This window comes from Flavobacterium davisii (assembly GCF_042182265.1).
In the GTDB taxonomy this organism is placed as follows: Bacteria; Bacteroidota; Bacteroidia; order Flavobacteriales; family Flavobacteriaceae; genus Flavobacterium; species Flavobacterium davisii.
Window position 1 is genome coordinate 1,104,600 of record NZ_CP097869.1, and the last position, 12,485, is coordinate 1,117,084.

Sequence of the window (12,485 nt, forward strand, 5' to 3'; positions counted from 1 at the left end):
CCTCCCAGATTTTGGCTGAAATGTAAAAAGGCTTCCATTTGGAAGCCCTTTGAGACAATCAATGATGAAACACCATGTTATCTCGTATAGAATAATTTAAGCAAAGATATTACATTTCCTCGCATTTTAATAAAAAGATATTTTATGAAAAGTTTCGAAAAAATGCAAATTGTAAATCCCAATGCTGCAGGAATTGATGTTGGGTCACGTTCTCATTTTGTAGCCATAGGACAGGATGAAAATCAAATTAGAGAATTTAATGTTTATCAATCAGGATTATGCGCTTTGGTAGCTTATCTTCAAGAGAACAAGATTCGTAGTGTTGCTTTGGAGTCCACAGGGAGTTATTGGCAATCATTGTTTATGATCTTGCAGGGAAATGGTTTTGAAGTTCTTTTGGTTCAAGGGACTCAAACAAAAAACCTTAAAGCAAAGACAGATGTGAAAGATGCACAATGGATACAGAAACTTCATTCTTTAGGGCTATTACGAGGTTCTTTTTTGCCCTCTGAAACCACTTTGCAGATAAGAACACTTCATAGACATCGTTCTAGTTTGATTGAACAAAGTTCAAGCTTTGTAAACAAAATGCAAAAAGCATTACGTTTAATGAACTTCAGACTCGACGTTGTGATAAGTGACATCACAGGAGTTTCTGGAATAAGAGTAATTGAGATGATACTATCAGGTGAAACTTCAGGTGAAAAATTAGCTGAATATTGCGACAAACGAGTTAAAAAAAGCAAAGAAGAAATAGCCGACGCTTTGCAAGGTAAAATAAACAATGAATACCTACATGAGCTTTCCGATTGTTATGATATTTACAGACTTATTCAAGATAAAATAAAAAACACCGATACTCGTATTGATCAAGTGCTGAAAAATCAAACCAGAGAAATTGTTTTATCAGAAGATATCGAATTGGTAAAGAAACAGAATAAAGGGAAAAACCAACCCAAATTTGATGTACAGAAATATAGTTTAAAACTTTTTGGAGTAGATCTCTTTGCTATAGAATCAGTTTGCTCAGGAACCGTTACTAGTTTTTTAGCCGAAATAGGCACCGATATATATAAATTCAAGACCTCCAAGCAATTTGTGAATTGGCTCAGGTTAGCTCCAAATAATAAAATTAGTGGAGGTAAGGTTTTGAGTAGCAGAACTCCAAAAGGGAAAAATAAATTTGCATTGACATTAAGAAATGCGGCAAATACAATTGAAAGAAAAAAAGAAGGTTACCTCGTTATGTTCTTTAAAAGGATTTCTTTTAAAAAAGGAAGAGGTGCTGCAATTACAGCAACAGCAAGAAAAATAGCAGTTATAATTTGGAATATGATAGTCAAAAAACAACATTATATACCAATAAATACAGACCAATATATTCAAGAAATGAAGAATAAAAAAACGATACAAATTAAAAAAATGATTAAAAAATACGGAATCGAAACTACTTCTTTATCAATTCCTTAAATTAAGTTAGATAGAATTACGCATTAGAAATCTATTCCACTTTATTTTTCTTCAAATTCAAGCACGTACTCAAATTTTAATTATCAAAATAGTTCACTATTTCTTCTTCTAAAATTTTCTGTGAGCACTTGAATTTATTGAAAAATTTTGTTTCACAACGAAGTCTAATGCGTAATCTGGGTTTAAGGTTTCTTGGTAGTACTTATGATTTGTGAGTTTTCTGTGTAATCAATCAAAAAATCCCAAACTCTTTTGAAGTTTGGGACTTGTATTTAAGATTGCTTTTTTTCAATCAATAATTATAATTCCAATGCTTTTCTTGGATTGCCTCCCATTAAAATTTCTGCTGGGTTTTCTAAAGCTTCTTTAACAGCACATAAGAAACCTACAGACTCACGTCCGTCGATGATACGGTGGTCGTAAGATAAAGCAACGAACATTACAGGAGCAATAACGATTTGTCCGTTTTTAACAATTGCTCTGTCTACTACATTGTGCATTCCTAAGATTCCTGATTGTGGAGGGTTGATGATAGGTGTAGACAACATAGAACCAAATACACCGCCATTAGAGATAGTAAATGTTCCTCCTGTCATTTCATCAACAGTGATTTGTCCATCACGTGCACGAATAGCTAAACGCTTGATTTCAGCTTCAACACCACGGAAAGTTAAGTTTTCAGCGTTACGAACTACAGGAACCATTAAACCTTTTGGTCCTGAAACGGCTACTGAAATATCACAAAAATCGAAAGACACTTTTTCTTGTCCGTCAATCATTGAGTTTACATCAGGGAATAGTTGTAATGCGCGAGTAACGGCTTTGGTAAAGAAAGACATAAAGCCTAATCCCATTTGGTGTTTTGCTTTGAATTCTTCCTTGTACTCATCGCGTAAGGCGTATATAGCACTCATATCTACTTCGTTGAAAGTAGTTAGCATAGCGGTTTCATTTTTGGCTGAAACCAAACGCTCTGCTACTTTACGACGTAACATAGATAATTTTGTTCTTTGAGAACCACGAGAGCCACCTGTAGGTGTACCCATAGAAGCTTTTGCGTTTAAAGCATCTTCGGTAGTTATACGACCTGCTTTACCAGTACCTGTAACTGTTGTAGGGTCAATATCTTTTTCTGCTAATATTTTTTTAGCTGCTGGCGAAGCTGAACCTGTTGCATACGTTGTTGTAGGTGCTGGAGCTGACTTTGGCGCTTCTGTTTTTGGCGCTTCTGCCTTTTTCTCAGCTATTGGAGCTGCACCACCTTCTGGTTTAGCTGCACTCGTATCAATTAAACATACTACTGCACCTACAGCTACTGTGTCACCTTCTTCAGCTTTAAGCGTGATGATTCCGCTCATTTCAGCCGGTAATTCTAATGTTGCCTTATCTGAATCAACCTCAGCAATCGCCTGGTCTTTTTCTACATAATCTCCGTCTTGTACTAACCAAGTAGCAATTTCCACTTCCTTGATTGATTCCCCTGGCGAAGGGACTTTCATTTCTAAAATCATCTTTTATAATTTTATAAAGTGTTGTTATCTATCTATTTATCAAAAATATATTTTTTATTATATTAAGGTTTTGTCGAAAACCATTGCTATAGCATCAGCATGACGTTTTTTAGAACGTGTATAACTTCCTGATGCAGGTGCACTGTACGCTTTAGGTGATGCTACACGGAATTTCACTTCGTTGAAATTCATTAACATAAATCCATAAGCTCCCATATTTCTTGGCTCTTCTTGTGCCCAAACATAATCCGTTGCATTAGGATACGAAGCAATAATCGCTTTTAACTGTTCCACTGGTAATGGGAATAATTGTTCGATTCTTATTAAAGCTACATCGTTTCTTCCTTGTGCTTCTCTTGCTGTTTTTAAGTCATAATAGAATTTACCCGTACAGAAAACTAATGTTTTTACATCAGCTGGATTTACATGTGTATCATTGATAACTTCTTGGAATGAACCTGTAGCGAATTCTTCAATTGAAGAAACTGCTTCAGGATGACGTAATAAGCTCTTAGGAGTAAAAACCATTAAGGGTTTACGGAAATCTGCCAACATTTGTCTTCTTAATAAGTGGAAGAAATTAGCTGGGGTAGTACAGTCGGCCACATACATATTTTGTTCTGAACAAAGTTGTAAGTAGCGTTCCATTCGTCCTGAAGAGTGTTCTGCTCCTTGGTTTTCATATCCGTGAGGCATTAAGATAACCAAACCGTTTTGGTTGTTCCATTTGTCCTCTGCAGCAGAGATATATTGGTCAATCATAATTTGAGCTCCGTTAGAGAAATCTCCAAATTGTGCTTCCCAAATAGTTAATGTTTTTGGCGATGCCATAGCATAACCATAATCAAAACCAACTACACCGTATTCAGATAATAAGGAATTGTAAGCATTAAAATACCCTTTTTTGTTAGGTACGTCGTTTAATAAGATTACTTCTTCCTCCGTATCTTCTGTTTTTACCACAGCGTGACGGTGAGAAAAGGTGCCTCGCTCCACATCCTGACCAGAAATACGAACGTTGTACCCTTCTGTTAATAATGAACCATAGGCTAACATTTCACCCATAGCCCAGTCTAACTGGTTTTTCTCAAAATACATCGCTTTTCTATCGTTGATAAGCTTTTGTATTTTGCTGATATATTTTTTACCTTCTGGTAACTCTGTTACAATCTTAGCAATACCATCTAAAGTGTCTTTAGCTACAGCCGTATTCACTTTTTCTAGCATTTTAGCTTGATTTGCTTTAGAGAAACCAATCCACTCGTCTTGCATAAACGGTTCGATTACAGTTAAGGTTTCTTCGCGAGATGCAGTTAAATTTTCGTCTAATCTAGCTTTGTAGGCATCTTCAATTTCTTTTATATAAGAAGCTGAAATAACACCTTGTTCAACCAATTTAGCACCATATAAATCTCTTACATTTTTATGTTTTGAAAGGGATTTATATAAAACAGGTTGTGTAAAACGAGGTTCATCACCTTCATTATGTCCGTATTTTCTGTAACCTAAAATATCGACATACACATCAGAGCCAAATTCCATACGATACTCTAGGGCAAAAAGCATTGCTTTTACTACCGCTTCTGCATCATCCGCATTTACGTGGATAACAGGAGATGAGGTTAATTTGGCAATGTCAGTACAGTAAGTAGTTGAGCGAGAATCGGTGTAGTTAGTGGTAAAGCCTACTTGGTTGTTGATAACCACATGAATAGTACCTTCGGTTTTGTAACCATCTAAGTGTACCATTTGGGCAACTTCATATACGATACCTTGACCTGAAACTGCCGCATCACCGTGTACAATGACAGGTAATACTTTACTAGGTTGTGTTGGGAAGAAACGGTCTTGTTTAGAACGTGTAATTCCTTCTACGACAGCCGCAACAGTTTCTAAGTGCGATGGGTTAGGTACTAAGTTGATGTTGATGCCTTTTCCTTTACGAGTTGTTTTGGGTGTAGTAATACCTAAGTGGTATTTTACGTCACCATCAAAATGATCTGCATCGGCATAATCTTTACCGTCAAATTCGCTAAAAATCTTTTTAGGCTCTTTGTCAAAAACATTCGTTAATACATTTAGACGACCACGATGTGCCATTCCTAAAACTAATTGTTCTACACCTAGTTCAGCTGCTTCTTCAATTAAGATGTCAAAAGCAGGAACAACGGCTTCGTTACCTTCTAAAGAGAAACGTTTTTGTCCCACATATTTAGTATGTAAGAAACTTTCAAAAGAAACGGCTTCGTTTAATTTTTCAATGATAATTTTTTTCTTATCTGTTGTTACATCGTTTGCCATAGCATTGATTTTTTGCTCAATCCATGCTTGTGTTTTTGGGTCACGAATGTATTTGTATTCGAATGCCATTGACTGGCAATATAATTTCTTCAATAAAGCGATTAAGTCCGCTAAGGTAGTGGGATTACCTGTTACGAAACTTGTGGCTTGAAAAACAGTTTGTAAATCAGAAGCGGATAAACCATAGTTTTCAATTTCTAGACTAGGACTGTGTACTCTTCTATCTCTTACAGGGTTTGTACTGGCAAATAGATGTCCATTTGTACGATAAGCTTCTATAAGCTGAAGTACTTTTATTTCTTTTTGAATTTTTTCAGTTAACTGAGCGTTGTTTATAGCTCCTTCTGAAATAGAAGCTTGACCTTCAAATCCATTTGGAAATTCATTGGCAAAATCAAATCCTTGAAAGAAAGCCCTCCAAGAAGGTTCAATACTGTCAGGATTTACTAAATATTGATCATATAAATCGGCAAAAAAAGCCGTATGTGCTGCGTTTAAAAAGGAAAACCTATCCATAATGCTGTCTAATGACAATTTTTGGTTAAAAAATTATTGCAAAAGTAAAAACTTTTAGACTAATATAGCCAATAAAACTGTATATTTATATGATTAATTTTTAATTCTTTAAAATATATATCCAAAATTAGAGTCTAATGATAAAAAATGTATTTTTTTTCAGTTTTTTTTTGTTTTCATCTATTAATCAAGCTCAAAATTTAGAAACAAATTCTTCTGTAAACCGCTTTTGGGATCGTGTTCGTTTTGGAGGAGGATTAGGTCTTTCTATAGGGAATAATTATACTAATGTTTCAGTTTCGCCTGTTATGTATTATAATTTTGATGATAAGACTGGTGTCGGAGTTGGACTGACTAGTAGTTATGTTAAAAATTCTGGAAATTTTACCTCCTTTATTTACGGAATAACAGGTAGTGTTTTGTATAGTCCAGCTGAATATCTGCAATTATCAGCCGATATAGAACAATTACGTGTGAATTTAGATTATACGACTGCTTTAAATCGTCGTTCAAATGATTTTTGGAATACGGCTTTGTTTTTAGGAGGAGGTTATAGGATGAATCATGTTACGATGGGTTTGCGTTATAATCTTCTTTTTAAAAATTCAAACGATCTGTATACATCCGCTTGGATGCCTTTTGTTAGAGTTGTATTTTAGACCAAGTTGTGGGATAAATTTATTTCAGATAAAATAGATTTAGCATCTAAAACAGTATTTTTTGGCCTCAATTAAATTGTTCTAAAAGGATGTAATCTTAATTTATTCAAAGGAAGACTTGAATGAAATGAATAAACGAAATGAATTGCATAATCTTGCTAATGCGACTACTTTGGTTTGTTTGAACAAAGTTTTCGGAGCTCCTTCCGAATTGAGGAACTATATGTTAAGTTATTTTTTTAGATATCCTTAATTTGAAGGCAAGATTTCGGTGTATTTTTATCTTCTTTGTTCTTTATTGTTTTCATTATAAAGTTTTTTGTGTAGTTGGTTCTAATGAAGGAAAAATGCGAAATTAATTGCATGGTCTTTTTCGGATATTTATGTGAAAAACATTAATACATAAATAATGAAATCCAAATTTAGGATTAGACTCGAAGTGAATTGGCAAAGCTTAAATTTATTTTGCCTTGTTCTTCTTCCAATTTGAGTATGTACTCCAAATTTTAATTATGAAAATAGTTGGCTATTTCTTCTTTTAAAATTTTCGTGAGTACTTGAATGTATTGAAAAATTTTGTTTCACAACGAAGGCTAGTCCGGAATTTGAGTTAAAAGCATATAGTGTATTAATGTTTTTTGAGTATTTACGGAGTAATTAGAAAATATTGTTGAGATTCTTTTTTAGTTGATTTCAAAGCTATTACTTAATATAAGATTAGCAGCATCATAAATTTTTAATTGATAGACACCTGGAATAGGGTTTTTTAAGGGAATTCCTTTTTCTATTTTCATGGCCTTATTTTGGTAATGAACGAATGACATAGTTGTGTAATCTTCTATTCTTTCTCCAGTTGTAGTCATTTCGTTATGTGTTATTAGTTCATTGTTGGGGTCAAATAGCTGAAAATAAAAAGTTTTGTTCTGAGGATTTACGAGTTCGTTTTCACTAATTAAGAAGCTAATTTTAATTAAGTTTGTTTTGTTGGCTTTATCTGTCTGAATGAGTTCTCCTGATGATTTTATTCTAAAAGCGGCTATTTCTAGATTAGAAAAACTAAGCTTAGAGGCTTTACTTAGTTTTTCATCTACTATTTGTAGTTTTTTATTTAGATTTAAGTTGTTTGTATTTAAATCTTCATTTGTTTTTTTAATGCTTTTCAGTTCTGTATTAGAAGCAATCAGTTCACTTTCCGTACTATCTATTCTTTTTTTGTATCGTTCTATTTGATTCATAAGATAGCCTATTCTCAATTCTAAATTTTTTGATTCAATTTGATATTTAGCCATTTGAGATGGAGTATAGTTTTCATTTTTGATTTTTGCTAAAAGGTCATTCACTTTTTTTCTTTCCTCTAATAATTCTTTACTTAAGTGTCCTTCTTTAGTAAGGGTGTTTTCTAGTGCTAATTTTACTTTTTCTAAATCATTAGTTAGTTCTGCTTTTTCGCTTCGTAATGATATGATAATACCTTTAGAATGAGCAGACATCTTATAGATGTAAACCAAACTACTCAGTAATAATAAGGATAATAAGGTAATAATAATTTTAAAACTTTTATTGTTTATAGAGGTTGTCATGATATTACAGTTTGGTTAAAAGGAGGAGTTTGATTTAAATTTTTGTCTAGTTTGAAATAAATATAAATTCCTAAAATACCAATAAGAACCATAAAAATCCAATTAGCATTAAAACTATAGTTTTCAATGATGCTGAAACTGAGTTTTGAGCTTAAGATTTGAGCAAAACTAAAACTCATAGAATATAGTGCCATGTATTTTCCTTCTTGACCAGGAGTGGCTTTGTTGAAAGCAAAAGAGTTAGCAAATGAAAATATTAGAATTTGTCCTAAGGTGATGAATGCAATACTCAGCATGAGTAAAAAAATCCAATTGGCAAAAATTAAAAAGAAAAATCCGAGAGTCATAAATAGACTTCCTATTTGAAAAATTTTTGTGTTTTTGATTTTGATTTTTTCAAGATATCCAATGATTGGCATTTCAAAAAGAAATATTAATAATCCATTTAACGATAATAATAATCCTATTTGCATTTCACTAAAGTTAAACTTTGAAGAATTATATACGGGCAATGTGGTGAAAAGCTGAAAGAACAATAAAGCAGTAATAAAAGAACCCAAAAGAAAAATGACAAAATTAGAATCACTAAATATAGAGTTTTTTGTATTTGTACTTTCTTTTAGTTGTTCTACTCTTTTGGCATAAATGTCTATTTTTGTTTCATCTATTAAATACAAAAATAGTATTACTGCTATAATACAACTTATACCATCTATCCAAAATAAAGGATCATAGTTGTTGTTAGCAATGAGTACACCTCCAATAATAGGGCCTGTAAACATACCCAAGTTAGTTGCTAATCTTATGAGGGTAAGCGAACGGGTTCTGTTAGAAAAATTGCTAAAACATCCAATGGCCACATAAACAGCTGGTTTGTACATATCGGCTATCGCTGTTAAAATAAATAGTCCAATGCTTATTTCTATAAAGTCATATAAAAACATTAATGAAATGAAACCAAAACCAACCAATAATAGACTAGAAAGAATAACGGTGTAAAAGCCTATTTTATCGGTTAATTTGCCTCCTATCCAGTTTCCTAAAAAAGAGCCTATGCCTATAGAACTCATAAGCCATCCCACTTCTTGAAGTGTAAAAGAAAATCCTTTGTGTAAATAGTTGCTAAGAAAAGGCATAACCATGGCGCCTGCCCTATTAATGTAGGTGATGAATGTAAGAATCCAAATTTCTTTGGAAAAACCTTTGAAGTTATCCAAATAGGTAGTTGTTTTTTTCATATAATGTAGATTTAGGGGAAATCTTGGGCTAAGTTAATTAAACCTATTTTTTTGGGTATTTTTTTCTTTTTGTTTTAACAAAATATACGGTAAAACCGTAATGAATTGTGTTGTATTTCTATAGTCAAATAATATTTGTTATTTTTGTAATAAACAATCTTCAATAGGCAAAATTTGATTTAATATTATTTTTCAAATTAAAAGAAATATTAATTAATAAATTGCCTTGTAGTTAAATTTATTTTAGATGAAAAAAATTTTTTCTTTTTTCTTTTTGATTCAAGTCTTTTCATTATTTGCTCAAAGAGAAATGTTACAATCAGGTCCTATGGTGGGCTATTGTGAAATGACAGAAGCTGTAATTTGGTTGCAAACAACAACTAGTGCGAATGTGAAATTAGAATATTTTGAATTAGCAAATCCTGCAAAAAAAATGTTTTCAGAAGTTTATAGTACAAAGAAAGAATCAGGATATACTTGTCACGTTCTTCTAGAAAAATTAGAACCAGGAAAAAAATATGGGTATCAAGTATATCTAGATAATAAGCTTATAAAATTACCATATCCAACTACCTTTGAATCTAAGAAATTATGGCAATGGCGTGAGAAAGCACCTGATTTTACAGTTGCTTTTGGTAGTTGTGTTTATATTAATCAACCAGAGGTTGATAGACCAGGAAAGCCTTATGGGAGTAATTATAATGTTTTTACGAGTATAGCTGCTAAAAAACCAGATATTATGCTGTGGGGAGGAGATAATATTTATTTAAGAGAAGTTGATGAAAGTTTATCAGGTCTTTATCTTCGTTATACGCATACTCGAAGTGTTAAAGAAATTCAGCCACTATTAGCGAGTACCCAAAATTATGCTATTTGGGATGATCATGATTTCGGTCCTAATGATGGAGATAGAAGTTTTAATTATAAAATACATACTCAAAAGGCATTCAAAGATTTTTGGGCTAATAAATCTTATGGTTTAGATGTTGCTCAAACACAAGGCATTTACTCTACCTTTAATTGGGGCGATGCACAGTTTTTTTTATTGGATAACCGCTTTTTTAAATCACCCAATGATCGCAAAACAGGAGAAAGAACTCTGCTGGGTAAAGAACAATTAGAATGGTTAATAGATGCGTTGTCTTCTTCTAAAGCTACTTTTAAAATTTTAGTTGTGGGAGGTCAAGTGCTGAATTCAGCTTCAAAATTTGAAAATTATGCAACCTATCCTCAAGAAAGAGAATATTTACTTAATGAAATTGCTAAGAATGAAATTAAAGGAGTTTTATTTTTAACAGGAGATCGTCATTTTGCAGAATTATCTATGTTAAAGAGAGGAAGTAATTATGCGCTGTATGATTGGACTGTTTCTCCACTAACTTCAAATCCTTCTAATTCAGGATTAAAAGAAGATAATAAAAATCGTGTGGAAGGTAGTGTATTTGTACAACATAATTTTGGATTGTTATCTTTTTCAGGTGATAAAGATGATAGACAAGTTAAGCTATCTTTGTTTGATCATGAAGGGAAAGAGTTGTGGAATAGGGTAATTACTAAAAAAGAATTAGGGTATTAGTATCGATTTCGATACCATACTTTTTGCCATTCTCTTTTTAGAATAAGATAACTTACTTGCTCGGCGAGTTCAGCTAGATTGAAACCGTCGAGTTTTTTTATCTCATCTTCTTTTACATCAATAATATATAAAAGGTTTAAATACTCGTTGAATTTATTTTGTACTAGTAGGTAAACCTTTTTATGTAACTGTATTTTTAACTCAATGGGAGTAATGGAATCTGCTATATCTAAATTTTCATTAGCTAATAAAAAATCTTTACGGAGTTGTTCAATAAGTTTATGGTATAATTCTTCTTTTTGAGCTTCTGAAATTATTAAATCAGTATTCTGAGGAGCGATAAACTTGTTCAATTTTAATCAGTATTACTTAAGCTAAGAGTTTATGTTAAAAAATGTTTTCACAAATATCTAAGATTTTTAATGGCAATTTTGGGTGTGAAATAAAATAAAAGTATTTATGATTTTTTCGTTTCAATCAAAAAACAAACCATTTCAATAAGAAATAAAGCAATATTAAAATGGTCTTAGATAAAAGCTTTTTACTTGTTTATTGGATTAAAGATAGTTATTGGTTAAACATTTCTATTCATTAAGTTTTCTCCAAATGTTTTTAGAATAACTTTTTTTTCTTCGCTAATGTTTATTTTTTCCAGTGTGGCAAAAGATTTGAGTGTATATTCTTTGATGGCTTCTAGTGTGGCTGTACTAGCACCTGTAGAATTAAATATTTTTTTGATCGTTTCAATTTTATCTGTATTATTTTCAGATTGTATAGAATACAACTGTTGTAATTGATTTTTTTCTTCTTTAGAAGCAAACTCTAACGCCTTTATATAAAGATATGTTTTTTTGTTTTCTATAATGTCACCTCCTATTTGTTTTCCAAAGGTTAAAGGATCCCCAAAAGCATCTAAATAGTCATCTTGAAGTTGAAAAGCAATTCCTAAGTTTAAACCAAATTCATAAATTAAGTGGGCATTTACAGAAGAAGTTTGGGCTACTATAGCACCCATTTTTAGAGCAGCTCCTACTAGTACAGCTGTTTTGTACTCAATCATTTTAAGATATTCTGTAACACTTACATTTTTTCTAGTTTCAAAATCTACATCATATTGTTGTCCTTCGCAGACTTCAAGTGCTGTTTTACTAAATAATTGAGCTAATTCTTTAAAGATGATAGGTTCATAATCTTCAAAGTATTGATAGGCTAATATAAGCATAGCATCACCAGAAAGTATTCCTGTATTAATATTCCACTTTTCATGAACTGTTTCGTGTCCTCTTCTTAAGGGAGCGTTATCCATTATATCGTCATGAACCAAAGAAAAATTATGAAAAACTTCTACCGCTGTAGCTGCGGAAAGTGCTTTTTTATAAGAACAATCGAAAATTTCAGTAGCCATTAGTGTCAATACAGGGCGTATTCTTTTTCCTCCTAGAGATAAGATGTATTGGATTGGATCGTATAAGTTTAAAGGGTCTTTTTTGATGGATAAGTCCTCAAAATGTTTTGTAATGATATCTTGGTAGGTAGTAATTGCCTGCATTTTATTTTTTTTGCTAAAATAATTTAAAAGTTGAGAACTGCCTGTTTAATTAAATGTTAAAAAAAATAAAAAATAAAGAAACTTT

9 protein-coding genes are annotated in these 12,485 nt (G+C 32.1%); 3 read left to right on the forward strand and 6 right to left on the reverse strand.

Features of this window, described 5'->3' with window-relative positions:
* The first annotated feature begins 144 nt into the window (after positions 1-144).
* Positions 145-1,470 (forward strand): IS110 family transposase, encoded by a 1,326-nt coding sequence (locus NAB20_RS04550; protein ID WP_127823170.1) that lies wholly within the window; start codon positions 145-147, stop codon positions 1,468-1,470.
* A 299-nt stretch (positions 1,471-1,769) separates the two neighbouring features.
* Here NAB20_RS04550 and odhB read toward each other — a convergent pair whose 3' ends face one another.
* Positions 1,770-2,981 (reverse strand): 2-oxoglutarate dehydrogenase complex dihydrolipoyllysine-residue succinyltransferase, encoded by a 1,212-nt coding sequence (gene odhB, locus NAB20_RS04555; protein ID WP_105195941.1) that lies wholly within the window; start codon positions 2,979-2,981, stop codon positions 1,770-1,772.
* A gap of 57 nt (positions 2,982-3,038) precedes the next feature.
* Positions 3,039-5,798, reverse strand: a complete 2,760-nt coding sequence (locus NAB20_RS04560) for a 2-oxoglutarate dehydrogenase E1 component (RefSeq protein WP_375605774.1) — start codon at positions 5,796-5,798, stop codon at positions 3,039-3,041.
* A 137-nt stretch (positions 5,799-5,935) separates the two neighbouring features.
* Between NAB20_RS04560 and NAB20_RS04565 the strand changes: the two genes are divergently transcribed.
* Positions 5,936-6,457, forward strand: a complete 522-nt coding sequence (locus NAB20_RS04565; protein WP_235819774.1) for a hypothetical protein — start codon at positions 5,936-5,938, stop codon at positions 6,455-6,457.
* Positions 6,458-7,140: 683 nt separating this feature from the next.
* Here NAB20_RS04565 and NAB20_RS04570 read toward each other — a convergent pair.
* On the reverse strand, positions 7,141-8,037 hold the full coding sequence (locus tag NAB20_RS04570; protein ID WP_088393648.1) for a hypothetical protein: 897 nt from the start codon (positions 8,035-8,037) through the stop codon (positions 7,141-7,143).
* A complete protein-coding gene (locus NAB20_RS04575) occupies positions 8,034-9,275 on the reverse strand; it encodes an MDR family MFS transporter (protein WP_375605600.1) in 1,242 nt (413 codons plus the stop codon). The genes NAB20_RS04570 and NAB20_RS04575 overlap by 4 nt, the downstream gene beginning before the upstream one ends.
* 247 nt (positions 9,276-9,522) lie before the next feature.
* Between NAB20_RS04575 and NAB20_RS04580 the strand changes: the two genes are divergently transcribed.
* Positions 9,523-10,851 (forward strand): alkaline phosphatase, encoded by a 1,329-nt coding sequence (locus NAB20_RS04580; protein WP_105195944.1) that lies wholly within the window; start codon positions 9,523-9,525, stop codon positions 10,849-10,851.
* Here the strand turns inward: NAB20_RS04580 and NAB20_RS04585 are convergent.
* Both NAB20_RS04585 and NAB20_RS04590 read right to left on the reverse strand, forming a co-directional pair.
* Positions 10,848-11,204, reverse strand: coding sequence for a hypothetical protein (locus tag NAB20_RS04585; protein ID WP_088392985.1), 357 nt, complete (start codon positions 11,202-11,204; stop codon positions 10,848-10,850). The two genes, NAB20_RS04580 and NAB20_RS04585, sit on opposite strands and share 4 nt — an antisense overlap.
* A gap of 221 nt (positions 11,205-11,425) precedes the next feature.
* Positions 11,426-12,400 carry a polyprenyl synthetase family protein gene (locus NAB20_RS04590; RefSeq protein ID WP_105195945.1) on the reverse strand — a complete coding sequence of 325 codons (975 nt, stop codon included), beginning with the start codon at positions 12,398-12,400 and terminating at the stop codon, positions 11,426-11,428.
* Between the last annotated feature and the right edge of the window lie 85 nt (positions 12,401-12,485).

What these genes read in the sequence shown, in the direction of transcription:
- NAB20_RS04550 (WP_127823170.1), top strand. Translation starts at nt 145, where the DNA reads ATGAAAAGTTTCGAAAAAATGCAAATTGTAAATCCCAATGCTGCAGGA.
- odhB (WP_105195941.1), bottom strand. Translation starts at nt 2,981, where the DNA reads ATGATTTTAGAAATGAAAGTCCCTTCGCCAGGGGAATCAATCAAGGAA.
- NAB20_RS04560 (WP_375605774.1), bottom strand. Translation starts at nt 5,798, where the DNA reads ATGGATAGGTTTTCCTTTTTAAACGCAGCACATACGGCTTTTTTTGCC.
- NAB20_RS04565 (WP_235819774.1), top strand. Translation starts at nt 5,936, where the DNA reads ATGATAAAAAATGTATTTTTTTTCAGTTTTTTTTTGTTTTCATCTATT.
- NAB20_RS04570 (WP_088393648.1), bottom strand. Translation starts at nt 8,037, where the DNA reads ATGACAACCTCTATAAACAATAAAAGTTTTAAAATTATTATTACCTTA.
- NAB20_RS04575 (WP_375605600.1), bottom strand. Translation starts at nt 9,275, where the DNA reads ATGAAAAAAACAACTACCTATTTGGATAACTTCAAAGGTTTTTCCAAA.
- NAB20_RS04580 (WP_105195944.1), top strand. Translation starts at nt 9,523, where the DNA reads ATGAAAAAAATTTTTTCTTTTTTCTTTTTGATTCAAGTCTTTTCATTA.
- NAB20_RS04590 (WP_105195945.1), bottom strand. Translation starts at nt 12,400, where the DNA reads ATGCAGGCAATTACTACCTACCAAGATATCATTACAAAACATTTTGAG.